Below are 25,695 nucleotides of genomic sequence, written 5' to 3'. Positions count from 1 at the left end.
CTGGCCTACTGTCCTGGTTGTTCCAGAGCTTTTAAATACTCATAAATGGCAACCTGAGAACGAACTTTGCGGCGATTGCCGCGCGGGACGTACTGGTTGCTCAGTTCTTTATCGAGGTAACGAGCCTTGACCGTGTCGCTGAACAGGATTTCCAGAATATCCAGAACCCGTTGTTTCAGCGTTGGATCCAGCAGCGAGACCGCGACTTCGATGCGGTAATCTATGTTACGGGTCATCCAGTCGGCAGAGGACAGATAAACCAGTTTGTCACCTTTGTTTTCGAAAACGTAAACCCGATCGTGTTCCAGATAGCGGTCGACGATGCTGATTACTTGAATATTGTCACTGATCCCCGGCAGGTTGGGAATCAAAGAACACATACCCCGCACCAACAGGCGGATTTTTACGCCGGCGCCGGATGCCGTATATAACCGATCTACCAGCCCTTTATCCACCAGATTGTTGATTTTCAGCATAATGCCAGCCGGAAGACCTGCCTCGGCGTTGGCAATTTCCTTATCGATCAACTCATACAGCTTCAGGCGCGAGTTTTGCGGCGACACCATCAGGTTGTCGAAGGTGACTGGCCGGTACGGATTTTCGATAAAGTTGAACACTCGGCGCACTTCGTTAGTGATGCGTGAGTCGGCGGTCAACAGCGAATAGTCGGTATAAATACGCGCGGTTTTCTCGTTAAAGTTACCGGTACCGATATGAGCATAGCGCACAATTTCGTCGCCTTCACGGCGCGAGATCAGGAACAGTTTGGCGTGAATTTTCAGCCCCGGCGCAGAGAAGATAACGTGTACCCCGGCTTCCGTCAGACGCTTGGCCCAGTGGATGTTGGCCTCTTCGTCAAAGCGTGCCTGTAGCTCCACCACCACCGTCACTTTTTTGCCGTTGTGGGCGGCGTGGATCATCGATTCGATAATGCGTGAGTCTTTCGCTACGCGGTAAATATTGATTTTTATCGCCAGTACGCTGGGGTCAAACGACGCCTGGCGCACCAGCTCCAGCACGTGCTCAAAGGTGTGGTATGGGTAGTAAAGCAGCACGTCCTGTTCGCGGATGGCGTCAAAACCGTTGCGGAACTTTTCGAACCAGATATGGCGCAGGCGGGGCAGCGGTTTGTTGACCAGATTGGCCTTGCCGACGTTCGGGAAGCCAATAAAGTCTTTGAAGTTATGATAGCGGCCGCCGGCGATCACCGAATCGTAGTTGGAGATACCCAGCTTGCCGCGCAGCAGTTCCACCATTTCATTCGGCATGTCGCGCTGGTAAACAAAGCGCACCGGCTCGGCGGTCAGACGCTGTTTCAGGCTGGAGGACATCAGTTCCAGCAGGCTGGATTCCATTTCGGTGACCAGATCGTATTCCGCGTCGCGGGTCATTTTCATCGAATAGGCGTTGAGTACGTCGTAGTCGAAGAAGCCCTTGAAGATATCATCCAGGCAGTAGCGCAGAATGTTGTCCAGCAGGATCATGGGCTTGCGCCGGCGTGGTGCTTCCGGTGGCAGATTGACGAAGCGTGGCACTTTATCCGACGGGATCTCCAGCAGCGCATAATCGATGCGTGTGCCGCGAATAATCTCCACCGCCAGATAGGTGTAATCGTCTTTCAGGAACTGCACCAGATTGGTTTCGTGGTTGATCAGGATGGGCGTGATGTGCTGACGCAGATGCTGCTTGAAGTATTGTCGCAGCCAGATTTGCTGGTTCTCCGACACCTGACGCTCGTTGATCAGGAAGATTTGATTCCGCGCCATTTCCAGCAGCAAATCGTTATACAGGCTGTCGAATTCTTGATCGGTTTTTAATACCTTGGCCTGGATCTTTTTCAGCAGATGACGTGAAGCGCCACCAGAACCCTGTTCTTCACTGATCAGGATACGTCGTTTGAGATCGGCAAAGCGGACCTTATAGAACTCATCAAGGTTATTGGAGTAAATGCCCAGAAAACGCATGCGCTCAATCAGGGGATTGCTCTTATCTGCGGCTTCCTGCAATACGCGTTCATTAAAGGATAACCAGCTTAGTTCTTTTTCGATGTAGAGCTTTTCCTGACCCATTGCCACTCCAGTTCAATTTTAGAAAAGGATCCGGGACGCAGCCCGGATGCCGCTCTAGTGTCCTTCATCATTATTGCGAGAGATTGACAGGAAAGTCCAACACATCCATTACCTTGGTGTGAGGCATTTTGAGCGGTAAATATATTTTCTGCGGCGTGGGAACTGTTGGTCATCACCAACTGGCATAAAATGGCGTGTTTCATGCTTTATATTTATAGATGTGATCGGGTTTATCATCATTTTTCAGCAATATATAGCATTAATAATGCTGATGGGTAGCGCAAAATGCGCTGCGCCTGGCGGGTAACTTTGTCATGCAAACGTCATAAAACTGACATAAGATGCCCGGTTATTCTATGGCGCAAGCCTGCTTACATCAGCGACAGCGAGAGACATGGCACAGACTACGGTAAACCAACATCCCCGGGATCGGCTGCGTGCGCGCATCGACCGTAGCGTGCAGGCGGCCGTGACCGTCAGCGGGCTACTGGTGCTGATGACGCTAATGCTGATCTTCGTTTACCTGCTGTTTGCCGTGCTGCCGCTGTTTAAACCGGCAACGATGGGGCAGGCCAAGCCTTTGCCGATCAGCGCCACCGCGCCTGCGCTGGCGCTGGGCATGGATGTGCAGCAGCGTATCGGGTACCGCATTGATGCGCAGGGGCTGGGGCAGTTCTACCGATTGGTACCGCAGGACGCCGCCGCAGCGGGCACGCCGTTGTCGCAGCAACCATTGCTGACCAAACCGACGTTGTTGACCCAGGCGGCCGGTGAACGCGATCTGTTTGCTTTGGCGCAGGCCGATGGCCGCTTTATCGTTGCCAGCGCGGATTTTGCCGCCGCGAGCACCTCCGCACCGCAGTGGCTATTTCCACTGGGGCAACGGCCGCTAGCGCTGGATAAGCAGGGACGGCCTTTGGCGTTGCTGGCACTGTCCGAGGTGCGACACGGTCACTATCTGCTGGCTGGTGTCACTGATGACCACCGTTTGGTATTTGGCCGTTTTGGCAGCGATCAAGCGCCGCAGTTGAGCGAAAGCCCGCTGGAGAGCGCGGTGCAGCAGTTGGTGCTGACGCCGGACGGCCGTCAATTGTATCTGCTGTCGGGTAACCGACTGGCGCGCTATCAAATTAACGACACCCAGTTACAGCTTAAAGAAACGCGCATCCTCGGCGATCACACGCCTTATCAACTGACGGCCTTGCCCGGCGGTAGCGCGTTATTGATCGAAGCGGCTGACGGTGGCATACGTGAATGGTTCGATGTTGAAAAGGATCAGCGCTGGCAATTGACCCCGGTGCAGCATTTCGACCACCAGTCCGAGCCACAGGATTTGCTGGTGGCCGAGCCCTATCGTCGGGTGTTTGCCACCCTGAGACCTGACGGTGGCTTCTCTCTGTTCTCCAGCATTCAGCCGCAGCCGCTGCTGAACGGCAGGTTGAGCACCGGCGTACAGCAAATGGCATTCGCCCCACGCGGTGACGGTCTGCTGCTGGAAACGGCGCAGGGCTGGCAGCATTATCCAATCGATAACCCTTATCCCGACGTCACCTGGCGCTCGCTGTGGCACAAGGTGTGGTATGAGAATTACCCCGAACCGGCCTATGTTTGGCAATCTACCTCAGGTGAGGATAGCTATCAGGCCAAATTTAGCCTGATGCCGGTCATTTTTGGCACCTTCAAGGCAGCGGCTTACGCCATGCTGTTCGCCATCCCGCTGGCATTGGCCGGGGCGATTTATACCGCCTATTTCATGTCGGCCGGGCTGCGACGGGTGATTAAGCCGGCGATCGAGGTGATGGGCGCGCTGCCAACGGTAGTGATTGGGCTGGTGGCAGGTATCTGGCTGGCGCCGGTGATTGAACATTATCTGTTGGCGGTGCTGTCGCTGCCGCTGCTGTTGGCGGTAGTGGTGCTGGCCTGCGGCGCTCTGCTGAACAAGCTGGCACCGCGTCGCTTGCCACCGGGCATGGATCTGCTGATCCTGCTGCCGTTGATGATACTCACCGTTTGGCTGGCGTTCAGCGTGGGGCCGTGGCTGGAGGTCAAACTGTTTGGCGAACCGCTGCATTTCTGGCTGGGCGATGACTATGACCAGCGTAATGCGCTGGTGGTCGGTGTGGCGATGGGGTTTGCGCTGGTGCCGATCATCTTCTCGTTGGCGGAAGACGCCTTGTTCAGCGTGCCGGCGACGCTGAGCCAGGGCTCGTTGGCGCTGGGCGCGACCCAGTGGCAAACCGTGATGCGGGTGGTCTTGCCTTCGGCCAGCGCCGGTATTTTCTCTGCTCTGATGATCGGTTTTGGCCGAGCGGTGGGGGAAACCATGATTGTGCTGATGGCGACCGGCAATACGCCGGTAATCGACGGCAGCCTGTTCCAGGGGCTGCGCGCCCTGGCGGCCAATATCGCTATCGAGATGCCGGAGGCGGTGGCTGACAGCAGCCATTACCGGGTGCTGTTCCTGACCGCGCTGGTGCTGTTTATTTTCACCTTTGTGTTCAACACGCTGGCGGAGGCAGTCCGTTTGCGCCTGCGTAAACGCTATACCCTGAATCAGGAGGCGCCATGAGGCTTTGGGCAAAGAGCGGTTCGCCGTGGATCTGGCTGACCGCCGGATCGGTGGCCGTCAGCCTGCTGGCGTTGATCGGCATTATGCTGTTGCTGGCCGGGCAGGGGATGCGCTATTTCTGGCCCAGCCCGGTCTACCAGTTTGAGCTCAATCAGAGCGCTGCCGGGCCGGTGACGATGATCGGCGAGTTGTATCAGCAGCAGAGTATTCCGCGCCGTCAATTGCAGGAGTCTGGCGTTACCTTGCCGCCGGGGGATGCGCAGAGTTTTGAACGTTACCTGATTAAAGTGGGCAACCGAGAGAGCGAAGGGCAGGACTTCCGCACACTGCTGGCCGGTGACATTCTAAGCCAAAGCACGCCGCGCAATTTGCTGGTACTGGAACGCAACAGCAATGGCACCGCCTATGGTTATCTGGCGGGCATGCTGGAGGACGGCCAGCCGTTGACCGGGCGTAACCTCAGCCAGGCGTTGCTACAGCGTTTGCCGCAAATTGCCGCACTTTCGCGGCAGGCACATGATATTCAGTTCCGCGATATGGCGCGCATCAACCAACGGTTTGACGCGTTGCGGCTGCGGGAGAAAAGTCTGCTGCATGACGACCAGCTCGACGCCCGTGCGCAGGCATCCATCAAGGCAGAGAGGCTGGAGCTGCAGCGCCAGTATCGCTTGCTGTCTGACCGACTGGAAGGCTTGAACCGCGATCGCCAGCGTGATGCGCTGCTGCTGCGTGATATGCATGGCCAGGTCCATACTATTTCTCTCAGCCAGGTGCGCGATGCCTGGTATCCCAATGCGATGAATACCACACAGAAGTTGGTGCACTGGGGCGAGCAGGTGAAGAAGTTCCTCAGTGACAGCCCACGTGAGGCCAACACCGAAGGCGGCGTATTTCCGGCCATTTTCGGTACGGTATTGATGGTGATCCTGATGTCGATCGTGGTGATGCCGTTTGGTGTCATTGCCGCCGTCTATCTGCACGAATACGCCGGGAATAATCTGCTGACACGGCTGATCCGTATTGCGGTGGTGAATCTGGCCGGCGTGCCGTCGATCGTCTACGGGGTGTTTGGTCTCGGCTTCTTTGTTTATATGATTGGTGGCACGCTCGATCAGTTGTTCTATCCGGAATCGCTGCCCAACCCGACCTTTGGTACGCCGGGCGTGCTATGGGCGGCATTGACGCTGGCACTGTTGACGTTGCCGGTGGTGATCGTTGCTACCGAAGAGGGGCTGTCGCGTATTCCTGCCTCCCTGCGTCAGGGATCGTTGGCCCTGGGGGCCAGCCGGGCGGAAACTCTGTGGCGCATTGTTTTGCCCATGGCCGCACCGGCAATGATGACTGGCCTGATCCTGGCGGTAGCGCGCGCCGCGGGTGAGACCGCGCCGCTGATGCTGGTGGGCGTGGTGAAATCCGTGCCGGTACTGCCGGTGGATGATATTTTCCCGTATCTGCATCTGGAGCGGAAGTTTATGCACTTGAGCTTCCAGATTTACGATATGGCCTTCCAGAGCCCGAGTGTGGAAGCTGCCCGGCCGCTGGTCTTTGCCACCGCCTTCCTGCTGGTGGCGATTGTGGTGGGGTTGAATCTGGCGGCGATGGGTATTCGACATTCGCTAAGGGAGCGGTACAGAGCATGGTCGCAGTAACAATGAAGCTATTCCTGGGGAGTGCCTAATGAGTTTGATGACGCCAGGCAGTTTGCCCCGGCTGGATGTCCAGCATCTTGGTGATGAAGATACCGCGCTGTCGGTAAAGGATCTCAACCTGTTTTATGGTGAGAAGCAGGTGCTGCACGATATTTCACTGCGAATTCCGAAACATCGGGTGACGGCGCTGATCGGCCCCTCTGGCTGCGGTAAATCGACACTGCTGCGTTGTTTCAACCGGATGAATGATTTGGTGGATAACTGCCGAATTGAAGGTGACCTGCAGCTTAACGGCCAGGGCATCAGCGGTACACAAATCGATGTCGCGGCACTGAGACGGCGGGTCGGTATGGTGTTCCAGCGCCCGAACCCGTTCCCCAAGTCGATTTATGAAAATGTGGTGTATGGCCTGCGCCTGCAGGGCGTGCGTGACCGACGGATCCTGGACGAAGCGGTAGAGCGCTCGCTGCGTGCGGCAGCGCTTTGGCACGAAGTGAAAGATCGGCTGCGTGAGAACGCGTTTCGCCTTTCCAGTGGCCAGCAGCAGCGGTTGGTGATTGCGCGAGCGATCGCCATAGAGCCGGAAGTGCTGCTGCTGGATGAGCCGACCTCGGCACTGGATCCAATCTCTACGCTCACCATCGAAGAGCTGATTTCCGCGCTGAAACAACACTACAGCGTGGTGCTGGTAACGCACAACATGCAGCAGGCGGCGCGAGTATCGGACTACACGGCGTTTATTCACCAGGGCCGATTGGTGGAATATAACGACACCGACGACATCTTCACCTCGCCGCGCCAGCGCCGTACCGAGGATTACATTACCGGGCGCTATGGTTAAGGCGCCGCATCGCTTTCTGCCGGTGAAATAGAACTCAGGTCTTTAGCATGCCAAAACCCGCTTCCGCGGGTTTTTTGTTTACTTCACCAGAGGCTTATCGCTGGCAGCGGTTTTGAACTTCGCCATGTACTGCGGCTGGAAAATACACATGCGCAGCACGGTGCGGTATTCACCGTAAACGAAGAACTCGTCGATCAACTCGCCTTCTACCTCGAAGCCCAGCTTACTGTAAATATGGATCGCCTTCGGGTTCTCTTTGTCGACGATCAGATACAGCTTATACAGGTTCAGCACCGAGAAGCCGTACTCCATCGCCAGCTTGGCGGCGATAGTGGCGTAGCCCTTACCCTGATGAGTAGGATCGATAATGATCTGGAACTCTGCGCGGCGGTGAATATGGTCAATCTCTACCAGCTCCACCAGGCCGACTTTGGCACCCTGGTGTTCGATAATAAAGCGGCGTTCGCTCTGGTCGTGGATGTGCTTGTCGTACAGGTCGGAAAGCTCCACGAAGGCCTCGTAGGGTTCTTCGAACCAATAGCGCATCACGCTGGCGTTGTTGTCCATCTGGTGGACGAACGTCAAATCATCCCGTTCCAGTGGGCGTAGCTTGACGTTGGTAGGGCTGGACATGGGGGTTCCTTAATGTCGTGGATGGGTACCAATGATAATACCGGACAATACATTATGGTCAGGATGAAGCTCTGAGTCGCGTATTTTTTCGTAAACAAAGCCGTTATACTGCCTGAAATATAGACAACCCAGAGAGGGCGTATTCCATGGCGATAAAACCTCCACTCTCCACTTTGCCGGTGCTGGGCTCGGCTGAGCAAACAGAGAGTTACGATCGTTGGTACCGGGCCAAGGTTGAGAGCGCAATTAACAGTGAACAACCGAGAATTTCACACGAACAAGTGATGACTGAAATGCAAACTCGTCTAGCGGCAAAGAAAAAATTGCGCAAAATGGGATGATCAATGCGGATAGAATGGAGCAGTGAGGCTCAGGAAGAGCTATGGAGCATTATTGATTATATCGATGACAGAAACCCGCAGGCGGCGCGAAAATTGCACCGGGAAATCGAAGCGGTGGTCCTTTCCCTGCCGTTAAACCCTTTAATGTACCGCTTGGGTAGGGTGGATAATACGCGAGAAATTGTCGTCCATCCCAACTATCTGGTTGTTTATAGAATCATCGGGCATATAGAAGTTCTGAGTGTTATTCATGCCAAACGTGAATATCCCTGAATAAAAAACCCCGGCTGAAAGCCAGGGTTTGAAGAAACTCAAGATGCACTTTAGTCCGCCGCATGCCCCTGTTCGGGCAAGCGTTCACCGTCCAGCCAGGCAGCGTTATCACGCATCGCCAACCGACCTTCGGCAAACCAGTTCACCACCAGCGGATAAATCTGGTGTTCCTGGACCTGTACCCGTTCAACCACCTCATCTTCCTCGTCACCGGGGAAGATCGGCACCTTGGCCTGCAAAATCACCGGGCCGCCGTCGAGCTGTTCGGTCACGAAATGCACCGAGGTGCCGTGTTCGCTGTCGCCGTTGTCTATGGCTTGCCGATGGGTATGCAACCCCGGGTATTTCGGTAGCAGGGAAGGGTGAATGTTCAGCATGCGCCCGGTAAAGCGCTGTACGAACTGCGGGCTGAGAATGCGCATGTAGCCGGCCAGCACCACCAGATCGGGTTGGTATTGGTCGATGGCTTCCGCCAGTGCGACGTCAAACGCCGCACGGTCGGCAAAGGCCTTGGCATCCAGCGCATGGGCGGCAATGCCTGCCGCTGCTGCACGTTGCAGGCCATAAGCCTGCGCCCGGTTGCTGAATACCGCCACAATCTTGGCGGCAATCCGGCCCTGCTGGCAGGCGTCGATCAGTGACTGGAGATTACTCCCCTGGCCGGAGACCAACACCACGATCTTTTTCATCAGTTGATGACCACTTGTTGTTCGTCAGAAGAAGCGGTCAGTTTACCAATCTTCCAGGCTTTTTCACCGGCTGCGGTCAACAATGCGATGGCGGATTCAACCAATTCCTCCGGCAGTGCGATCACCATGCCCACGCCACAGTTAAAGGTGCGGTACATTTCGTGACGGCTGACATTACCGGTCTGCTGCAGCCAGGTGAAGACGGCCGGCCACTGCCAGCTGGATTCGTCGATCACCGCCTGCATACCTTCCGGCAGCACGCGCGGGATGTTTTCCCAGAAGCCGCCACCGGTCAGGTGAGCGATAGCATGGACGTCGATTTTCTCGATCAACTCCAGCACGGACTTCACATAAATCTTGGTTGGGGCCAGCAGATGGTCAGCCAGCGTTTGGCCTTCCAGATCGGTGGTGGTTGGGTCGGTATTGCTGACTTCCAGGATTTTGCGCACCAGCGAGTAGCCGTTGGAGTGCGGGCCAGAAGCGCCCAGGGCGATCAAGGCATCGCCAGACTGAACCTTGCTGCCGTCGATAATTTCGGATTTCTCAACCACGCCGACGCAGAAGCCGGCCACGTCGTAATCTTCGCCATGGTACATGCCCGGCATTTCGGCGGTTTCACCCCCGACCAGCGCACAACCAGACTGCTTGCAGCCTTCGGCGATACCGGTAATCACGCTGGCCGCGGTGTCCACGTCCAGTTTGCCGGTCGCGAAGTAATCCAGGAAGAACAGCGGCTCGGCGCCCTGTACCACCAAATCGTTCACACACATTGCAACCAGATCGATGCCGATGGTGTCGTGTCGTTTCAGGTCCATCGCCAGACGCAGCTTGGTGCCTACGCCGTCGGTACCGGACACCAGAATCGGCTCGCGGTATTTCTGCGGCAACGCACACAGGGCGCCAAAACCGCCCAGACCACCCATCACTTCAGGGCGGCGGGTCTGTTTAACTACACCTTTGATGCGGTCTACCAATGCATTGCCAGCATCGATATCGACACCTGCGTCTTTATAGCTGAGAGAGGTTTTGTCGGTCACTGCGCGATCCCCACGACGGTTTGCGGTTTGAAAACTGTGCATCCGGCATTGATTCCGGACTAAGGCGCGGCAATTCTAACAGCGCAGGCAAACGTTTGCGAGTGGCTTGTGAACCAGCTCCGCTTTTTCGTCATCTATACTGTTATTCAATCTTTTGTTGATCCCGATCGGGCTATTGTGGGTGGCGCAGTCGGCAAAAGGAGGTATAATCCGGCGATTTTTTTGGCCGTCAACCACCTTAATAGGAGAAAAATGATGAAGATCGTTGAGGTGAAACACCCGCTGGTGAAACACAAGCTTGGCCTGATGCGTGAAAATGACATCAGCACCAAACGCTTCCGTGAGCTGGCTTCGGAAGTGGGTAGTTTGCTGACCTATGAAGCGACCGCCGATCTGGAAACAGAGAAAGTGACCATCGATGGCTGGTGTGGTCCGGTTGAAATAGACCAGATTAAAGGGAAAAAAATTACCGTTGTGCCTATCCTGCGTGCCGGTCTGGGCATGATGGAAGGGGTACTGGAAAACGTCCCTAGCGCACGCATCAGCGTGGTTGGCGTTTACCGTGACGAAGAAACCCTGGAGCCGGTACCTTATTTCCAAAAGTTGGTTTCCAATATCGAAGAGCGTTTGGCACTGGTTGTTGACCCGATGCTGGCGACCGGCGGCTCGATGATCGCCACTATCGATCTGCTGAAGAAAGCCGGCTGCAACAGCATCAAGGTGCTGGTACTGGTAGCGGCACCGGAAGGTATCGCCGCGCTGGAGAAAGCGCACCCGGACGTCGAGCTGTACACCGCTTCTATCGATCAATGCCTGAATGACAAGGGCTACATCGTGCCGGGCCTGGGTGATGCGGGCGATAAGATATTTGGTACCAAATAAAATTGAAGCCGACGTGAGTCGGCTTTTTTTTGACCGGAAAATGATTGAGGAAAAAACATGACCCGTCGCGTCATCGGCGTCAGTGAACGCCCGCCGCTACTGCAGACCATTCCACTCAGCTTCCAGCATCTGTTCGCCATGTTTGGCGCTACCGTGCTGGTACCTATTCTGTTCAAGATCAACCCGGCGACGGTGTTGCTGTTTAACGGCATCGGGACGCTGCTGTATCTGTTTATTTGCAAGGGCAAGATCCCGGCCTATCTCGGTTCCAGCTTTGCTTTTATCTCTCCGGTGCTGTTGTTGCTGCCACTGGGTTATGAAGTGGCGCTGGGCGGTTTTATCATGTGTGGGGTGCTGTTCTGCCTGGTGGGGCTGATTGTCAAAAAAGCCGGTACCGGCTGGCTGGACGTCATCTTCCCACCGGCGGCGATGGGGGCGATTGTCGCGGTCATCGGTCTGGAACTGGCAGGTGTGGCGGCCAATATGGCGGGGCTGCTGCCAGCCGACGGCGTTAGCGCAGATACCACTACCGTGACCATTTCGCTGGTAACGCTGGGTGTGACGATTCTGGGCTCCGTGTTGTTCCGTGGTTTTCTGGCGATTATCCCAATTCTGATCGGCGTACTGGTGGGGTATGCGCTGTCGTTCTTTATGGGCGTGGTGGATTTAACCCCGATCCGTGAGGCGCACTGGTTCGCACTGCCGACTTTCTACACCCCACGTTTTGAATGGTTTGCCATCTTCACCATCCTGCCCGCGGCGCTGGTAGTGATCGCCGAGCACGTCGGCCACCTGGTAGTAACAGCCAATATCGTGAAAAAAGACCTGCTGCGTGACCCGGGTCTGCACCGTTCCATGTTTGCCAACGGCATCTCGACGGTGATCTCCGGCTTCTTTGGTTCAACCCCAAACACCACCTACGGTGAAAATATCGGCGTGATGGCCATCACCAAGGTTTACAGCACCTGGGTGATCGGCGGTGCGGCGGTTCTGGCGATCCTGCTTTCCTGCGTCGGTAAGTTGGCAGCGGCCATTCAGGCGGTGCCGGTACCGGTGATGGGCGGCGTATCCCTGCTGCTGTACGGGGTGATTGGCGCGTCTGGTATTCGCGTGTTGATTGAATCCAAAGTGGATTACAACAAGGCGCAAAACTTGATTCTGACTTCGGTGATCCTGATTATCGGCGTCAGCGGTGCCAAGGTGCATATCGGTGCTGCCGAGCTGAAAGGCATGGCGCTGGCAACCATCGTGGGCATTGGCCTCAGCCTGCTGTTCAAGGTCATTAGCCTGTACCGTAAGGAAGAGGAAGTGATCGAAGCGCCGGATGAGTCGGCCGAACAGAAGTGATGAATGAAAACGGGCAGCCCATAAGCTGCCCGTTTTATTAATACGCAACAAATTAGCTGCGGATTTTACGGTAAATAAACAGCACTACGATGGCACCAATCACCGCTACCACGAAGCTGCCGAAGTTGAAACCGTCCACTCTGCCATAGCCAAAGAAGGTGCTGATATAACCCCCGACCACGGCGCCGACAATACCCAATACGACGGTCAGGATAAAACCGCCGCCGTCTTTACCTGGCATGATCCACTTGGCTAAAATACCGGCGATCAGGCCGAAGATGATCCAGGAAATAATTCCCATTGACTGCTCCTTTCTTTGATATCAACTAAATTACTGCTGTGTCGCCGGCTGGGTGTTGTTTGCCCCTGCCGCATCGGCATCACTTTTTAATTCTTCCGCTTTATTCTCAGCACTGTTTTTAATTGCTTCGGTTTTCGCTTTGGCCTGTTCGGTCAGATCGTTGGCACCATTAATGGCGTCGTTCTTAATGGTTTTAGCCTGATCGACCAATTGCTGGCTTTGTTTGCTGGCGTCATCTTTGATGGCGTTGGCCTTGGCCTTCGCATCATTGGTGATGGCTTCGGCCTGCTTGCTGGCATCGTCTTTAATCGCCGAGGCCTTGTCTTTAAGCTGGTCAGCCTGAGTGGTGGCCTCTTTCTTGATGTCCTTGGCCACGGCTGCGGCTTGATCGGTCAGATCGTCCGCTTTTTTCTGAGCGGCGTCTTTCATCTGCTCTGCGCTGTCTTTGGCTTTTTCAAGATTGGCATCGACTTTGGATGAGTCATCACAGCCGGCAAGTACTAGCCCAATGAGTGAGGCCAAAAGCACTTTATTCCATACTTTCATTGTCTATATCCTTGTAGAACCTTGTTTATGGTGATTGCGTTTCGCTTATCTATACTAGGATAAGACTTGGCTGAAATACAATTGGATGAAATACAAATTTCACTGGCTATGGCCGTCGGTCGGTTTGTCTGCGTCGTCCACCGTTGTTCACTATTACGGCATAAAATCCTGCCGGTTCAACAGAGCCCGTTTTCTGTGGTAGACTTACCGCGTTTTCCTGCCAGTTTTGGTTGAGGTGCTTTTCTGAATACGCCGGCACAGCTTTCACTGCCACTTTATCTTCCCGATGATGAAACTTTTGCCAGTTTTTATCCGGGGGAGAACCCATCCCTATTGAGCGCGATCCAGTCCGCCGTTCGTCAGGAACATGGCAACTATATCTATTTCTGGTCACGCGAGGGCGGTGGGCGCAGTCACTTGTTACATGCGGCCTGCGCAGAGCTTTCGCAGCGCGGTGAAGCCGTAGGCTATGTGCCGCTGGATAAGCGAGCCTATTTCGTGCCTGAGGTTCTGGATGGCATGGAGCAGTTGGCGCTGGTGTGTATCGATAATATTGAGTGCATCGCCGGTGACGAAGCCTGGGAAATGGCCATCTTCAATCTTTATAACCGCATCCTGGAAACCGGCCGTACGCGCCTGTTTATTACCGGGGATCGTCCGCCACGCCAACTCAATCTTCACCTGCCCGATCTGGCTTCACGCCTGGACTGGGGGCAAATCTACAAGCTGCAACCGTTGTCGGATGAAGAGAAACTGTTGGCTCTGCAACTGCGTGGCAAACTGCGCGGATTTGAATTACCGGAAGATGTAGGACGTTTCCTGCTCAAACGCCTGGATCGCGAAATGCGCACGCTGTTTATGACGCTGGATCAACTCGATCACGCTTCGATCACCGCCCAGCGCAAGCTGACCATCCCGTTTGTGAAAGAGATCCTGGGGCTGTAACCGAAGGTTTGAGAGTTGGTTTACCCCACTTAATCTACGGCGTGTTCCAGCAAGGTGAAGAAGCGTTCGATCTGAACGCGTTGCTTGCTGGCCCGGAGCTGTAATGCCAAATTGATATTTTCCAGACATTGCGCATTATCTGCCAGTTCTTGGCCCATTTTACCATTCTCTGCCAGCCATTCCGGTGGGTTGTGCAATGTTGTTTAAGTCTACCAGTTGTGAATCGACCGACGTTACCTGCGCACCAATGCCAGCAGCCTCGATATCGGAGATTGCACTGAGAATGGCGTTGGCAAAACTGTCACTTTCCCGATCGAATTCCACGTGGACCGCTTTGCCGTAGAAACAAATCAACCCGTCATCACAGCCACTGCGGTATAACGCATCCTCAAGATCCGGGGTTTCTGCGGTCACACCGGTGAGCGCCAATGAGAAATTGTAAACTGTCATCGTAATTCCCCTTTTCCCTGTAAGGTGGTGTATTTAATCAACACGTCACTGGGATGATATCAGTCAAAACGAGGCGGGATGATGAAAAGTATTTATATAACAAGCAATTAAAAATAGCCCTATTGAGGGCTATTTCCATTTTATTGATCAATAGATAGCTGAACAGGAGGCGTTTACAAAATCTCCAGCACCTGCTCCGGCGGTCGGCCGATACGCGCTTTGCTGCCGTTGACCACAATAGGGCGCTCAATCAGCTTCGGATTCGCCACCATCTCCGCTAACAACTGGGCCTCACTCAGGTTTTCATCTGCCAACTTCAATTCCTTGTACAGATCTTCTTTCTTACGCATCAGTTCGCGTGCTGAGCTGAAGCCCAGCTCCTTCAGTAGTTTTTTCAACTGCTCCACCGACGGCGGCGTTTCCAGATACAGCACCACTTCAGGTGTTACGCCATGCTGTTCCAGCAGCGCCAGGGTTTCACGGCTCTTGGAACAGCGCGGGTTGTGGTAAATCGTGACGTTCTTCATTTAAATCATCCTTATCAAAATCAGCTGCGCTGGTACTGGCGGAAACGCTCTTGCAACTGGCGCAACTGGTCGATGCGCGCATCATAGCGCGCCTGTTTCAGACTGCCGAGTTTTTGCAACGAACTGGCGTTGCTGAGCAGGCCGATGGCCTGATCGAGACGGCCGGTCAGTGCCAGGCTTTCGGCACGGGCAGAAAGCTCTTCATCGCGCAGTCCCTGAGCGGCACTGGCCTGGGCCAGCAGATCCCAGGCGTTGGGATCGTCCGGATGGGCAAAGGTATAACGGTTAAGTATTTTGGATGCCTGGGCTGGCTGGTTGCCTTCAACATAGGCATTGGCCAGGTTGAGCTGCAGCACCGGGTTGTTACTTTGGGCGGCATTGGCAGCCTGCAGGCGGGCGATGGCCTGCGGCGCACGCTTCTGACCGAGATCGATATCGGTCATCAAATCGAGCAGCCAGACGTTTTTCGGATCTTTCGTTAGCAACGGCTGAATGATGTTACGGGCGTCATCGTATTTTTTCGCCTCATAGAACAGAATGGCGCGGCCGTACTTGGCGGCGGTCTGTTCACGTATATTGCCTTTGCTGTAAGTATCGAGCAGTTCTTCGCGCAGGCCGTAACCTTCGGAGCTGTACATCCCCAAAGAACGCACCTTGGCCATCAGGTAATCCTGGGTGGACTGCACCAAATGCTTGGGCATCTGGTTGGCGCGGTTGCGTGCGTCAGACAGGCGACTGTCGGGTAATGGGTGGGTCAGCAACATTTCCGGCGGTTTCGAGGCGTAACGCGACTGGTCAGCCAGCTTTTGCAAGAAATCAGGCATCGCCTCCGGATCAAACCCGGCACGCTGCAATACCTGAATGCCGATGCGATCGGCTTCCTGCTCGTTCGATTGGGTAAAGCTGATCATGCCCTGTTGCGTACCGGCCAGGGTACCGCTTAGCGCCGCCATGCCCATCGTAGGGTTAGCCATCGCCAGCAGGATGGAGCCAAGGGCGCCAACCCAGGTCAGGGGAGCATTGCGTTGCTGATCTTCCATCGCGCGTGCCAGATGGCGTTGGGTCACGTGAGAGATTTCATGCGCCAGCACCGAGGCGAGCTGACTTTCGTTGTCGGTTTCGCGAAACAGGGCAGAGTGCAACACCACGTTGCCACCGAAGAAGGCGAAGGCGTTGATTTCGTCGTTACGCACCAGATAAAAATGGAATGGCGTACGCACCGAATAGGCGCTTGCCACCAGCCGGTTACCCAACTGGTTAATGTATTGAGTCAGCAGTGGGTCGTTGATCAGCGGTGCGCTGGCGCGAAGCTGACGCACATAGAAATCCCCCATGGCCAATTCCTGGCCAATGCTCAGGGTGCCGCCCGCAGAGGTGCCCATATCCGGCAGTTGATCCTGGGTTTCCGCCTGCACCGGCGCCATCGCGGTGGCGTTGAGCGTGCCAAGCAACAGTACTGCAATCGCTGTTTTGGTCAACCGGGTGGTCATAGTCAGGCCTTTCCCTTAAATAGTCATTTCTAAGACGTCAGCATCACCTAAGAGTTCTTGTTCCCTACCGGACTCGCCAAAACAATCAGTGCGAAAGCGTGTTGGCTCACAAAAATGCACGCGTTGCGGCGGCCTGTTGGCAGTTAACATCATAGTCAGCCGAAAGCGACAATGAAACTGATGTTCGGCAATAATCGGACAGAAAGGCTTTATTTTTCATTTCTGAATACCGCCATGGCGGTCGAAGGAGTGGCGCTCTGAGGATGCTAACTAAAAAACGAGGACAAGTTTGGTCCGTGTTTTAATTGACAGGATAAACGTGGACTAATATAGTCTGTGTTATTGAGTCCACAGGCGCACCGCAAACCCACTATGGCTTACATCACTACCAGCGTTGAATACGGCATCCATTGTCTGCTTTGGCTAGTCGGCGATAATCAACGTGCTCTTAGCAGCCGCGAACTTGCCGAGCTGCAGGGCATTTCCCCCAGCTTCCTGGCCAAAATCTTTCCCAAGCTGGAGAAAGCGGGCATTGTCGCCGCTAGCGAAGGCGTGCGTGGTGGCTATCGGTTGGCCCGCCCGGCAGATGAAATCACTTTTCTTGAAATCATTGACGCCATCGAAGGCCACAAGCCGCTGTTCGATTGCCAGGAGGTGCGCGGCCGCTGTGCGGTGTTTGACGACAGCCCGCCAGACTGGGCTGTGTCGGGCAAGTGTGCGATCCATGCGGTGATGCTGCAGGCCGAAAAGGCCATGCGTGATGCGCTGGCGGTACAAACTCTGGGGGATGTTGCCACTCGCTTCGGGCGCAAAGCACCAGAAGGTTTTTTTGGTGAGGTTAACATCTGGATCGATGAGCGGATGAGCGAGCGCACCACGCGCAGCGGCAAGCCGGCTCGCGCCAAGCCTCAATAACGCCTCAGTATTTTCCCTGATTCTTTTTTCCCCGCCTGTGTGCCATAGGCGGTAGCCCTTCTGCACCCTTTTGACAGGTGGCGGAACGGCGCCACTCGCCTGGAAAACAGTACGGGCACCCCGATAAACGTGTATGAAGGAGTTATTCCATGACGCAGAAAATAGTGATCGCCGGTTCTGGTTTTGCAGGCTTTTGGGCGGCCGTTTCCGCCATGCGGGCAATCTCGCTGGCCGGCAAGGAAGGGGATATCGAAGTAACGATGGTTTCACCGACGCCGAATGTCACCATTCGTCCACGGCTGTATGAAGCGGTGTTGGAAAACATGAGCCCGGATATCTCGGCACAGCTTGCCGCTATTGGCGTTCGTCATTTGGCCGGTTTGGTTGAGCAGATAGACAGTGAGAACCAGACGCTGGTGGTGGAGAGCGCAGAAGGACAAAGGCTGCAACTGAATTACGATCGCCTGGTATTGGCGACCGGCAGCCAACTGTTTATTCCGCCGGTGGCTGGCTTTGCCGAGCACGGATTCAACGTGGATACGCTGCAAAGCGCGCAGCGATTGGACGTCCATTTAAAAGCATTAGCGAGTCAGCCAGAAACTCCGGCGCGTAACACCGTAGTGGTCGTTGGCGGTGGGCTAACCGGGCTGGAAAGCGCGGCCGAAATGCCGATGCGTTTGCGTGAGATTCTGGGCAGCGAAGCGAACATCCGTGTGGTGATTGTTGATACCGCGGCAGAAGTGGGGGCGGGTATGGGGGCCGAACCTGGCGTGGTGATCCGACAAGCGTTGGATGAATGCGGCGTTGAGTCACGGGCCGGGCTGCGCGTTACGGCGATCGATGCCGGCAGCGTTACCTTGTCGAGCGGTGAACGCATTGCAACCGACACGGTGATATTGGCCGCCGGCGTGCGGGCGCATCCGTTGGTCGCACAAATTCCGGGTGAGCGTGACGGTTCCGGACGCATTGTCGGCGATGCCTTCCTGCATGCACCGGCGGTGGATGGCGTGTTTGTTACCGGGGATACGGTCAAGGCCGCGACTGACGGGCAGGGAAATCATAACCTGATGACCTGCCAGCATGCGATGAGCCTGGGGCGCGTAGCTGGACATAATGCTGCGGCGGAACTGGTCGGTTTGCCGGTGCATCCTTACAGCCAGCCCAAGTACGTGACCTGCCTCGATCTCGGTGCCTGGGGGGCGCTCTACACCGAAGGCTGGGATCGTCAGGTACGCTTCACGCGTGCAGAGGGCAAAAAGATCAAACAGGAAATCAACACCCAGTGGATCTATCCACCGGCAGCGGATCGCGATGCGCTGTTCGCCGTCGCCAATCCAGACTTTGTGATTGTGCCTTAAGCCTTAAGTCCCCGACGGGAGCGGAGACGCTCCCGTTGTTATTTCCCCATCGGCAAAAAAGAGCGCTCAGGTACCACGGTTTTCATCACCAGCGTGGAACTGAGGCGTTGAACGCCGGGCAGGGCGGAAAGCTTCTCGTCATACAGCTGCTGGAAAGCGGGCAGATCGCGCGAGATCACATGCAGCAGGTAGTCTGGATCACCGAACAGTCTTTGCGCCTGCACCACCTGAGGAATATCCACCATCGCATCCTCAAAGGCCGCCACGGCATGGCGATCGCCTTCCCTCATGGTAACGAAAACCAGCGCAGAGAAGTTATACCCCAGGCTGGTGGGATCAAGCTGGGCGCGATAACCCCGGATCACTCCCGACTCTTCCAGAGCCCGGACACGACGATGGCAGGGAGAAACGCTAAGCCCGATCCGTTCGGCCAGGTCGGTGACCGAAAGTCGCCCATCGGTCTGTAGTTCAGCAAGAATTTTGCGGTCAATCTTATCCATTTAGAAAATTTTCCCCAAATTCGTAGGTTTCAGGCAAGTAATTGGCAGCACATTTTAACGCCCTAAAGATATTCTTTCCAATAATTAACCGCTCGGGACTGCGCGTTTTTGCAGCGGCGCTCAGGGTCTTATAATGAGGAAAGTCAGGTGAACATACGGATAACACAGCAATCTCGGCAGAGGCTCAAGCCATTATGACGCTCGCCATTTTTGCGGCCTTCTGGGCGGTCTCTATGCTGTTTGTCATCACGCCGGGTATGGACTGGGCATACGTCATCTCGGCAGGTATACGTGGCAGGGTCGTGGTCCCCGCCGTCGCCGGGTTGCTGTTTGGCCACCTGCTGGCGATTGTGGTTGTGGCGGCTGGCGTGGGGGTGTTGGTTGCCGGTAGCCCCTTGATCTTGACGGTACTCACCGTCGCGGGAGCGGCCTATCTGTTGTGGATTGGCATCAATCTGCTGATGAGCCCGCCTGTACCCAATTCTGCGGAGAAACAGAGCTCAGACTCATGGATGCGCTGGGCGGGCAAAGGGGTTTGCATCAGTGGTATGAACCCCAAGGTATTCCTGCTGTTTCTGGCCCTGCTGCCGCAATTCACCGATCCGCATGCCGTTTGGTCGATACCGATGCAGATCCTGGCACTCGGCCTGTTGCATCTGGTCAGTTGTGGGTTGGTTTATCTGCTGGTGGGGTTTGGCTCGCAGTCTGTCTTGCAGACCCGTCCACAGGCGGCGCGGGTTGTCAGCCGCATCTCCGGAGCCGCGATGGTGATCATCGCCGTCGCCTTGTTAGCCGAGCAAGCGCTCAAATAGAGAGGATATATCCGCCGACATGATAGCGGATATATCAAGGGAGGGATGCCGTTAGGCTCTGACGGCAAGCAGCACGGAGGAGGCTTTGATCAGCGCAATCACCCGAGATCCGTTTTTCAATGCCATTTCCTGCAGGCTTTCGTTGGTAATCACTGAGGTCAGGGTAAAGCCCGCATCCGTTTTGATATGTACGGTGCTGTTCACGGCCCCTTGCTCCACTGCACTTACTTCTCCGGCAAACTGATTACGCGCGGAAAAACGCAGCCCACAATCTTCAGATGCCAGGATCACCCAAGGTGCTTTGATTAAGGCTACGGCTTCTTTGCCGGTGACCAGGCCAAGCGATTGCTGGCTCTGCACTGTCACAATGGCGACCAGTTTCTCGCCACCCGGCAGGGTGATTTCTACCTCATCATTAACGGCGCCTTTAGCGACCGCAGACACGGTACCGGATAGTTGGTTACGGGCTGATACTGACATAAATTCCCCTTGGACAGATATGATAATGGACTTGCCGTACAGCATGACCACTTCCCGTTTTATTTGCCACTTCCCAGCAAGAATTGTGTGAGCATTCGCTTGAGTTGCTGAGGGTTCATACGGCTTTACGCTGTTTTGGTCGCGGCTATTCTCCCGTTTCGATCTGGCTGCCGAGGTTAGCTGCGGAATATCTGAATGATTCTACAGTGATAGCTGGATGGCAAATGGCCGGCATGGTACAACCATACGCTTGAAGCCCAGGTTTGCGCCGGGGAGCAATAAGTTAAAAAAATATCCCACCACAGGAACAGCAATGCCTGCCAGTCAAACCTCTAGGAGCACTCTCTGCTCATTGAGTTAAGCCTCACGGAAAACCATTAGCATCTAAAAATCACGCCACACACACTTTTATCTGGATTTTACACTACCATCAGGTAGCATGAAGCATCACTACAGCGCACGTTTAGGGTGTACCCAAAGGTGTACCCATGACATAGGCGCTTCTTTGGGTACACCTTCTAATATTCAGGTATCCACGAATGCCAAAACTAACTGATATACAGATACGTACCTGGATAAAAAACGGGGAGCGTTTCGAGGGGAAATCTGATGGTAATGGGTGAATCGCCACGAATAATCTAGACACTTCCGAGCCGTTGATAATACTGGTTTTCATATTCTGCCGGTGACATCTGATCGCTAGAACTATGCCGACGCTTACTGTTATAAAACATTTCGATGTAATCAAAAATATCGCTGCGGGCATCTTCCCGCGTTCCGTAGATCTTTTTCTTTATTCGTTCACGTTTCAGCAACTGGAAAAAGCTTTCTGCAACCGCATTATCGTGGCAGTTACCGCGACGGCTCATACTGCCCTCCAGGCCGTGTGATTTCAGGAACGACTGCCACTCATGGCTTGTGTACTGACTGCCCTGATCCGAGTGAACCAGCACCTGTTTTTGGGGATTACGCCGCCATACAGCCATCAGCAATGCGTTCAGGACAATGTCCTTTGTCATCCGGGATTGCATTGACCAGCCGATAATTTTGCGTGAGAACAGATCAACAACCACGGCAAGATACAGCCAGCCTTCGTGGGTCCTGATGTAGGTTATGTCCGTTACCCAACGCTCATCCGGAGCATCCGGATTGAACTGTCGCTGGAGCCTGTTGGGCGACACTATACTGGCCTCGCCTTTACGTGCCCGCGGGCTCCGGTACCCGACCTGAGCCTTTATCCCGGCACGTTTCATCAGTCGCCAGACTCTGTTGACTCCGCACTGTTGCCCGCTATCCCGCAGATCCAGATGGATCTTGCGATAACCATAGACGCATCCCGATTCCAGCCAGAACTGTTTAATCTGCCCTGTCAGTCTCAGGTCTACCTGATGGCGTTGTGAATGCGGCTGCTGAAGCCAGGCGTAAAAGCCACTGGGATGAACATCCAGCACCCGACAGAGCAGGCGAACAGGCCAGCAACAGGTGTTGTCACGGATAAAGGCGTACCTCAGTCGGACAGCTTTGCGAAGTACGCCGCGGCTTTTTTTAATATGTCCCGTTCGTCGGTAACCCGCTTCAGCTCTTTTTGGAGACGGCGGATCTCGGCCTGAGCATCTGACTGTTCTTTATTAGTGGAAGAATCCGGACCGTACTTCTTTATCCAGGCGTAAAGGCTGTGGGTGGTGATATCGAGACGTGTTGCAACGCTGGAAACAGAATGACCACGATCAACAACCTGTTTGACTGCTTCAATTTTAAACTCTTCGGGATAACGCTTACCGCTCATGGGCACCTCTCTTTAAGCCATCTTAAATGACTCTGAGGTGTCTGTTAAACCTGTGGCGATTCAATCTGAATATCTACACCCAGGCTACAGACGCCCAAGGCATTGTTCACGATGCTCGTCGGGAACTGGGTAAGAATCCGCTAATTGGCGCGATGAACGGGGGGCAATCATGAGTGATCAGGAAAGTTTCCAAGGTGAGTTGAGCGTTGAAGATATGGCCACCGAAGAGAACGTACTTTTTGCCATGATGCGGCGCTTCATCGACCAGAAGTGCTTTTCAGGGTTGGTAGAGGTGGCGTCGGTTTCTGCTACAGATACCCTGTCGCCAGTCGGTATGGTGACAGTTAAACCTATGGTCCATCAGGTCCAGGCTGATGGGGTAGTGATGCCTCATAACAAAATCTACAACCTTCCATATTTTCGCCTGCAGGGCGGGGTTAATGCGGTGGTGATTGATCCGGTTGTCGGTGATATCGGTATGGCGATATTCGCCGATCGGGATATCTCGGTTGTGAAAGAAACCCGTCAAGCTGGTGCGCCTGGTTCAAAGCGCCGTAATCACTTCTCTGATGGGCTGTATGTTGGCGGCTTCCTCAATGGTGCGCCGTCTCAATACCTATGGTTCAAAAATGGGGGGATCGTCATTCACTCTCCATCAAAAGTCACCATTGAGGCTCCTGAGGTCGAGCTGGTGGGCAATTTAAGTGTGAGTGGTGATGTTACCGCTATTGGCGAAGTGACGGGTAAGGGGATCCCACTGTCTGATCATGAACATGGTGGTGTGGAGTCTGGTGGTTCTAATACTGGGAAGCCGGTGGCTTAAGAGGAATGGCAATGAACACATACTCTGAAAAGCTGATCACCGTCGAGTTTAAACTCTATAACCAGAAGGAGCCGGTTCGCCTTTCTGATTATCGTTGTGCCCTGTCAATGAGTAATGCTGGCGGTAGGAGTCAAAGCCAAATCGACCTTTCGATTTTCAACGTTAACCAGGATCTGACTCAGATGATAGTCGGCCAGGGGTTCAGTACGCCAAGAATTACCAATGCTGTTGTTTCTGTACTGGCGGGGGCGGAGAACGAGCAAACTCAGATTTATCAAGGGACAATTTACGATGCCTTTGTCGATTACAACCAGATGCCGGACGTGCCTTTACGCATCAAATCCACCAGCACTTATTTTTACCGGGTCAAGCCTGCGGCTCCCAACAGCTATATCAACGGTGTTGACGTTGCTGAGGTGATCAAGGTGTTGGCCAAGGCATGTAACTACACATTCGTGAATCACGGTGTAAGTGTGATTTTGAAAGATATGTACCTGTGTGGTAGCGCCGTTGAACAGATTATGGATTGCGTCGATGCGGCTGACATTGGCTGTACCATCCATAACGGGGTGGTAGAAATATCCTGGAAGGGGGATTTCCTCAGTGATGTCGTAACTGAAATCTCTCCAGAGACAGGTCTCATTGGATACCCCACGGTAACTAATTCGGGAGTGTTGGTGAACATGGTGTTCAGCCCCAAATTGCGTCGATTGAATCGCGTCAATATTAAGAGCGGCAACAAGGCTGCCAACGGTCTTTTCTCCATCATAACGATGGAACATAACATTTCAACTAAAACGCCTGGGGGCGCATGGTTAACTTCCATGCTCGTCTTCCCTGTCGGCGAGCAGAGGAGCTAAGAACCTTATGGCCATATCGTTAAACGAAACAACGTTACTCAACGCTATCAATGGTGGCGGCCTGTTGTCCGTTATCAATAGCTCTTTGTCTCCGAGTTATGGCATCTACTACAGCCCGTTGACGAAGACAAAATCCAAGGCAAGCTCCTACGCTCTGGAACCAACCAGTTTTATCGACGTTTCACGCGTGAAAGAGGCGTCCATCACGACGGCTCCGCTTGAGAAGGGGGATTATGAGAGTTACAACAAGGTCCAGCGGCCTGCTGAGATTAACGCCATTGTCGTGTTTGAAGGCTGGACGGGATTCAGTGGCTCGGTCCCTAACCTTACTAATTTCACCACCAGCAGCCGGACTGAGTTTTTAACGACTTTGGATAAGATGATATCCAGCACTGAAATCTATGACATAGAGACTCCGGATACCACTTACGAGAGCTACGACTTGTCGCGATACGACTATAAGGTCAACTCTCAAGATGGCATTACGCTATTGACGGTGAACTTGGTTTTTCAGGCTGTCCAGGTCACTGCCAAGTCAAATAAGGTTGATCCGAGTCAGAATTCCAAATCCCCCAATCTCATTACGCAGGACGGTGGCCGCGCAGGGACGTCAGATGCCACTCTCGATGAAGTGAACGCGGCAATTGCCTCTATTAAGAAGCAAATCCCGGCAGCGGTCACCAAGGTTGCGACAACTGTCGAGAAAGCTGTATTGGGGCAGGGCGGTAAAGCTCAGTTAGATGCTGCGGTGAAGGAGTTGGTGGGGTTATTACAATGAAAAAGCTACTTTGCGTATTCATGTTAACTCTCCCTGCCTTGGCTCATGCCGGGCAGGTTGAAATTCAGCAGGATTGCATGTCGCATGCGCGGGCATTCCACATCATTGCTAACACTGCGGCAGGTTTTTACCCCAATAAGGAAATGTCAGAGCAGCAATTGCTGCCCTATGCGCCAGAAACCAACCCACCTGAAGCGGGTAAACGCTTTGCTCAAAGCGTTATTGACCGAGTCTACAAGGATAAGAATTTCCGCCGCCTTTTCAGAGATACAGGCGACGTTGATTTCATCATGCCTTACTACAGGAATTGCCTGGAAGAGCCAGAGAACTACCTGAGCGATTACAACAGCGTCAAATAGGCAACAGTAAAGCCGATTACGGAGAGACGACAACATGGCACGCAAAGAATTGTTCTACACCATTAGTGGTACGAAGGGGCGCGATGAAGGCAAAGTGTTCTATATCCAGGAGATGACTTCCTCTCAGGGCGAGTGGTGGGCTGTCAGGGCGTTTATGGGTATGTCAAAAAGTGGTTTTGAGGTGCCTGATAATCTGAAGGATATGGGGCTGGTGGGGTTAGCCACATTTGGTTTCTCTCTACTCTCCAAAATGAACCCAGAGGATGCCAAGCCGCTGATGGAAGAATTGATGTCCTGTATTCAGTATGTACCAGACCCGAGTAACAGGAAGGTGGCACTGTAGTGGTCAAGCAAAACTGGCCACGGCTTTAGAGTTTTTCCAGAACAATCGTTCTGATTCATTCGGCGTCAAACCACCATTATATTGATGAGGTC

At 54.1% G+C, this 25,695-nt stretch carries 27 protein-coding genes and 1 pseudogene; 16 read left to right on the top strand and 12 right to left on the bottom strand.

What is annotated here, in order from left to right:
- Window positions 1-5: 5 nt before the first annotated feature.
- Window positions 6-2,069, bottom strand: coding sequence for a polyphosphate kinase 1 (ppk1, locus tag OC597_RS18855; protein ID WP_261259082.1), 2,064 nt, complete (start codon window positions 2,067-2,069; stop codon window positions 6-8).
- Between the two features lie 394 nt (window positions 2,070-2,463).
- Between ppk1 and OC597_RS18850 the strand changes: the two genes are divergently transcribed.
- From OC597_RS18850 to pstB, 3 genes are read left to right on the top strand one after another with little or no spacing between them, the layout of a single operon-like run.
- Complete coding sequence (locus OC597_RS18850; protein ID WP_262209989.1) at window positions 2,464-4,638, top strand: ABC transporter permease subunit; 2,175 nt, start codon at window positions 2,464-2,466, stop codon at window positions 4,636-4,638.
- Entirely contained in the window at window positions 4,635-6,287 is a 1,653-nt protein-coding gene (pstA, locus tag OC597_RS18845; RefSeq protein ID WP_261259085.1) for a phosphate ABC transporter permease PstA, read from the top strand. The genes OC597_RS18850 and pstA overlap by 4 nt, the downstream gene beginning before the upstream one ends.
- Before the next feature lie 28 nt (window positions 6,288-6,315).
- Complete coding sequence (gene pstB, locus OC597_RS18840) at window positions 6,316-7,128, top strand: phosphate ABC transporter ATP-binding protein PstB (protein WP_261259086.1); 813 nt, start codon at window positions 6,316-6,318, stop codon at window positions 7,126-7,128.
- A 78-nt stretch (window positions 7,129-7,206) separates the two neighbouring features.
- Here the strand turns inward: pstB and speG are convergent, their stop codons facing one another.
- Window positions 7,207-7,761, bottom strand: coding sequence for a spermidine N1-acetyltransferase (gene speG, locus OC597_RS18835; protein WP_099062596.1), 555 nt, complete (start codon window positions 7,759-7,761; stop codon window positions 7,207-7,209).
- Between the two features lie 146 nt (window positions 7,762-7,907).
- On the opposite strand from speG, the gene relB reads away from it, so the two are divergent.
- Window positions 7,908-8,102, top strand: coding sequence for a type II toxin-antitoxin system RelB family antitoxin (gene relB, locus OC597_RS18830; protein ID WP_099062595.1), 195 nt, complete (start codon window positions 7,908-7,910; stop codon window positions 8,100-8,102).
- Window positions 8,103-8,105: 3 nt separating this feature from the next.
- Complete coding sequence (locus OC597_RS18825) at window positions 8,106-8,375, top strand: type II toxin-antitoxin system RelE/ParE family toxin (RefSeq protein WP_261259088.1); 270 nt, start codon at window positions 8,106-8,108, stop codon at window positions 8,373-8,375.
- 50 nt (window positions 8,376-8,425) lie between these two features.
- Here OC597_RS18825 and purN read toward each other — a convergent pair whose 3' ends face one another.
- Both purN and purM read right to left on the bottom strand, forming a co-directional pair.
- Window positions 8,426-9,064 (bottom strand): phosphoribosylglycinamide formyltransferase, encoded by a 639-nt coding sequence (gene purN / locus OC597_RS18820; RefSeq protein ID WP_261259090.1) that lies wholly within the window; start codon window positions 9,062-9,064, stop codon window positions 8,426-8,428.
- Window positions 9,064-10,101, bottom strand: a complete 1,038-nt coding sequence (gene purM / locus OC597_RS18815) for a phosphoribosylformylglycinamidine cyclo-ligase (RefSeq protein ID WP_207979958.1) — start codon at window positions 10,099-10,101, stop codon at window positions 9,064-9,066. The genes purN and purM overlap by 1 nt, the downstream gene beginning before the upstream one ends.
- A gap of 255 nt (window positions 10,102-10,356) precedes the next feature.
- On the opposite strand from purM, the gene upp reads away from it, so the two are divergent.
- Window positions 10,357-10,983 carry a uracil phosphoribosyltransferase gene (gene upp, locus OC597_RS18810; RefSeq protein WP_017893631.1) on the top strand — a complete coding sequence of 209 codons (627 nt, stop codon included), beginning with the start codon at window positions 10,357-10,359 and terminating at the stop codon, window positions 10,981-10,983.
- A 57-nt stretch (window positions 10,984-11,040) separates the two neighbouring features.
- Entirely contained in the window at window positions 11,041-12,330 is a 1,290-nt protein-coding gene (uraA, locus tag OC597_RS18805; RefSeq protein WP_112348682.1) for a uracil permease, read from the top strand.
- Window positions 12,331-12,382: 52 nt separating this feature from the next.
- Here uraA and OC597_RS18800 read toward each other — a convergent pair whose 3' ends face one another.
- Both OC597_RS18800 and OC597_RS18795 read right to left on the bottom strand, forming a co-directional pair.
- Complete coding sequence (locus OC597_RS18800; protein WP_261259094.1) at window positions 12,383-12,631, bottom strand: GlsB/YeaQ/YmgE family stress response membrane protein; 249 nt, start codon at window positions 12,629-12,631, stop codon at window positions 12,383-12,385.
- A 30-nt stretch (window positions 12,632-12,661) separates the two neighbouring features.
- The gene (locus OC597_RS18795) at window positions 12,662-13,177 is read right to left on the bottom strand and encodes an E3 ubiquitin--protein ligase (protein ID WP_261259096.1); all 516 of its coding nucleotides are present in this window, start codon (window positions 13,175-13,177) and stop codon (window positions 12,662-12,664) included.
- Window positions 13,178-13,420: 243 nt separating this feature from the next.
- Between OC597_RS18795 and hda the strand changes: the two genes are divergently transcribed.
- Window positions 13,421-14,122, top strand: a complete 702-nt coding sequence (gene hda, locus OC597_RS18790) for a DnaA inactivator Hda (RefSeq protein WP_085118118.1) — start codon at window positions 13,421-13,423, stop codon at window positions 14,120-14,122.
- Between the two features lie 29 nt (window positions 14,123-14,151).
- Here hda and OC597_RS18785 read toward each other — a convergent pair.
- The 3 genes and pseudogenes from OC597_RS18785 to bepA form a co-directional block, all read right to left on the bottom strand.
- Window positions 14,152-14,572: pseudogene (locus tag OC597_RS18785) on the bottom strand (DNA-binding protein).
- Window positions 14,573-14,745: 173 nt separating this feature from the next.
- Window positions 14,746-15,099, bottom strand: a complete 354-nt coding sequence (gene arsC / locus OC597_RS18780) for an arsenate reductase (glutaredoxin) (RefSeq protein ID WP_262209985.1) — start codon at window positions 15,097-15,099, stop codon at window positions 14,746-14,748.
- Between the two features lie 20 nt (window positions 15,100-15,119).
- On the bottom strand, window positions 15,120-16,589 hold the full coding sequence (gene bepA, locus OC597_RS18775; RefSeq protein WP_262209983.1) for a beta-barrel assembly-enhancing protease: 1,470 nt from the start codon (window positions 16,587-16,589) through the stop codon (window positions 15,120-15,122).
- Between the two features lie 372 nt (window positions 16,590-16,961).
- Between bepA and OC597_RS18770 the strand changes: the two genes are divergently transcribed.
- Window positions 16,962-17,504 carry an RrF2 family transcriptional regulator gene (locus OC597_RS18770; RefSeq protein ID WP_261285124.1) on the top strand — a complete coding sequence of 181 codons (543 nt, stop codon included), beginning with the start codon at window positions 16,962-16,964 and terminating at the stop codon, window positions 17,502-17,504.
- A gap of 149 nt (window positions 17,505-17,653) precedes the next feature.
- Complete coding sequence (locus tag OC597_RS18765; protein ID WP_261425736.1) at window positions 17,654-18,862, top strand: NAD(P)/FAD-dependent oxidoreductase; 1,209 nt, start codon at window positions 17,654-17,656, stop codon at window positions 18,860-18,862.
- A 38-nt stretch (window positions 18,863-18,900) separates the two neighbouring features.
- Here OC597_RS18765 and OC597_RS18760 read toward each other — a convergent pair whose 3' ends face one another.
- Window positions 18,901-19,362 carry an Lrp/AsnC family transcriptional regulator gene (locus OC597_RS18760; protein ID WP_085118113.1) on the bottom strand — a complete coding sequence of 154 codons (462 nt, stop codon included), beginning with the start codon at window positions 19,360-19,362 and terminating at the stop codon, window positions 18,901-18,903.
- Window positions 19,363-19,556: 194 nt separating this feature from the next.
- Here OC597_RS18760 and OC597_RS18755 point away from each other — a divergent pair, with 194 nt between their 5' ends.
- Entirely contained in the window at window positions 19,557-20,174 is a 618-nt protein-coding gene (locus tag OC597_RS18755; RefSeq protein ID WP_262209981.1) for a LysE family translocator, read from the top strand.
- A 51-nt stretch (window positions 20,175-20,225) separates the two neighbouring features.
- Here OC597_RS18755 and OC597_RS18750 read toward each other — a convergent pair whose 3' ends face one another.
- Window positions 20,226-20,654, bottom strand: a complete 429-nt coding sequence (locus OC597_RS18750) for a TOBE domain-containing protein (RefSeq protein WP_099062762.1) — start codon at window positions 20,652-20,654, stop codon at window positions 20,226-20,228.
- Between the two features lie 638 nt (window positions 20,655-21,292).
- Window positions 21,293-22,440, bottom strand: a protein-coding gene (locus tag OC597_RS18745; protein WP_262209980.1) for an IS3 family transposase whose coding sequence is annotated in 2 segments (ribosomal slippage) — window positions 21,293-22,203 and window positions 22,203-22,440 — 1,149 coding nt in all. Because the reading frame shifts where the segments join, the coding sequence is not laid out codon by codon here.
- Between the two features lie 169 nt (window positions 22,441-22,609).
- Between OC597_RS18745 and OC597_RS18740 the strand changes: the two genes are divergently transcribed.
- Genes OC597_RS18740 through OC597_RS18720 form a run of 5 tightly spaced genes read left to right on the top strand, consistent with a single transcriptional unit; the run spans window position 22,610 to window position 25,603 of the window.
- The gene (locus OC597_RS18740; protein ID WP_262209979.1) at window positions 22,610-23,263 is read left to right on the top strand and encodes a Gp138 family membrane-puncturing spike protein; all 654 of its coding nucleotides are present in this window, start codon (window positions 22,610-22,612) and stop codon (window positions 23,261-23,263) included.
- Window positions 23,264-23,274: 11 nt separating this feature from the next.
- A complete protein-coding gene (locus OC597_RS18735) occupies window positions 23,275-24,123 on the top strand; it encodes a baseplate hub protein (RefSeq protein WP_262209978.1) in 849 nt (282 codons plus the stop codon).
- Between the two features lie 7 nt (window positions 24,124-24,130).
- Window positions 24,131-24,901, top strand: coding sequence for a phage baseplate protein (locus tag OC597_RS18730; protein WP_262209977.1), 771 nt, complete (start codon window positions 24,131-24,133; stop codon window positions 24,899-24,901).
- Window positions 24,898-25,260, top strand: a complete 363-nt coding sequence (locus tag OC597_RS18725; protein WP_135344567.1) for a hypothetical protein — start codon at window positions 24,898-24,900, stop codon at window positions 25,258-25,260. Before OC597_RS18730 ends, OC597_RS18725 begins: the two co-directional genes overlap by 4 nt.
- Before the next feature lie 34 nt (window positions 25,261-25,294).
- Window positions 25,295-25,603, top strand: a complete 309-nt coding sequence (locus tag OC597_RS18720; protein WP_262209976.1) for a hypothetical protein — start codon at window positions 25,295-25,297, stop codon at window positions 25,601-25,603.
- Window positions 25,604-25,695 lie beyond the last annotated feature (92 nt).

It is taken from the genome of Serratia proteamaculans (assembly GCF_946227095.1).
In the GTDB taxonomy this organism is placed as follows: Bacteria; Pseudomonadota; Gammaproteobacteria; order Enterobacterales; family Enterobacteriaceae; genus Serratia; species Serratia proteamaculans_E.
Note: the sequence above shows the minus strand (reverse complement) of the source record. Positions and strands in the feature narration are given on the sequence as shown.

What these genes read in the sequence shown, in the direction of transcription:
- ppk1 (WP_261259082.1), bottom strand. Translation starts at nt 2,069, where the DNA reads ATGGGTCAGGAAAAGCTCTACATCGAAAAAGAACTAAGCTGGTTATCC.
- OC597_RS18850 (WP_262209989.1), top strand. Translation starts at nt 2,464, where the DNA reads ATGGCACAGACTACGGTAAACCAACATCCCCGGGATCGGCTGCGTGCG.
- pstA (WP_261259085.1), top strand. Translation starts at nt 4,635, where the DNA reads ATGAGGCTTTGGGCAAAGAGCGGTTCGCCGTGGATCTGGCTGACCGCC.
- pstB (WP_261259086.1), top strand. Translation starts at nt 6,316, where the DNA reads ATGAGTTTGATGACGCCAGGCAGTTTGCCCCGGCTGGATGTCCAGCAT.
- speG (WP_099062596.1), bottom strand. Translation starts at nt 7,761, where the DNA reads ATGTCCAGCCCTACCAACGTCAAGCTACGCCCACTGGAACGGGATGAT.
- relB (WP_099062595.1), top strand. Translation starts at nt 7,908, where the DNA reads ATGGCGATAAAACCTCCACTCTCCACTTTGCCGGTGCTGGGCTCGGCT.
- OC597_RS18825 (WP_261259088.1), top strand. Translation starts at nt 8,106, where the DNA reads ATGCGGATAGAATGGAGCAGTGAGGCTCAGGAAGAGCTATGGAGCATT.
- purN (WP_261259090.1), bottom strand. Translation starts at nt 9,064, where the DNA reads ATGAAAAAGATCGTGGTGTTGGTCTCCGGCCAGGGGAGTAATCTCCAG.
- upp (WP_017893631.1), top strand. Translation starts at nt 10,357, where the DNA reads ATGAAGATCGTTGAGGTGAAACACCCGCTGGTGAAACACAAGCTTGGC.
- uraA (WP_112348682.1), top strand. Translation starts at nt 11,041, where the DNA reads ATGACCCGTCGCGTCATCGGCGTCAGTGAACGCCCGCCGCTACTGCAG.
- OC597_RS18800 (WP_261259094.1), bottom strand. Translation starts at nt 12,631, where the DNA reads ATGGGAATTATTTCCTGGATCATCTTCGGCCTGATCGCCGGTATTTTA.
- OC597_RS18795 (WP_261259096.1), bottom strand. Translation starts at nt 13,177, where the DNA reads ATGAAAGTATGGAATAAAGTGCTTTTGGCCTCACTCATTGGGCTAGTA.
- arsC (WP_262209985.1), bottom strand. Translation starts at nt 15,099, where the DNA reads ATGAAGAACGTCACGATTTACCACAACCCGCGCTGTTCCAAGAGCCGT.
- bepA (WP_262209983.1), bottom strand. Translation starts at nt 16,589, where the DNA reads ATGACCACCCGGTTGACCAAAACAGCGATTGCAGTACTGTTGCTTGGC.
- OC597_RS18770 (WP_261285124.1), top strand. Translation starts at nt 16,962, where the DNA reads ATGGCTTACATCACTACCAGCGTTGAATACGGCATCCATTGTCTGCTT.
- OC597_RS18765 (WP_261425736.1), top strand. Translation starts at nt 17,654, where the DNA reads ATGACGCAGAAAATAGTGATCGCCGGTTCTGGTTTTGCAGGCTTTTGG.
- OC597_RS18760 (WP_085118113.1), bottom strand. Translation starts at nt 19,362, where the DNA reads ATGGATAAGATTGACCGCAAAATTCTTGCTGAACTACAGACCGATGGG.
- OC597_RS18755 (WP_262209981.1), top strand. Translation starts at nt 19,557, where the DNA reads ATGACGCTCGCCATTTTTGCGGCCTTCTGGGCGGTCTCTATGCTGTTT.
- OC597_RS18750 (WP_099062762.1), bottom strand. Translation starts at nt 20,654, where the DNA reads ATGTCAGTATCAGCCCGTAACCAACTATCCGGTACCGTGTCTGCGGTC.
- OC597_RS18740 (WP_262209979.1), top strand. Translation starts at nt 22,610, where the DNA reads ATGAGTGATCAGGAAAGTTTCCAAGGTGAGTTGAGCGTTGAAGATATG.
- OC597_RS18735 (WP_262209978.1), top strand. Translation starts at nt 23,275, where the DNA reads ATGAACACATACTCTGAAAAGCTGATCACCGTCGAGTTTAAACTCTAT.
- OC597_RS18730 (WP_262209977.1), top strand. Translation starts at nt 24,131, where the DNA reads ATGGCCATATCGTTAAACGAAACAACGTTACTCAACGCTATCAATGGT.
- OC597_RS18725 (WP_135344567.1), top strand. Translation starts at nt 24,898, where the DNA reads ATGAAAAAGCTACTTTGCGTATTCATGTTAACTCTCCCTGCCTTGGCT.
- OC597_RS18720 (WP_262209976.1), top strand. Translation starts at nt 25,295, where the DNA reads ATGGCACGCAAAGAATTGTTCTACACCATTAGTGGTACGAAGGGGCGC.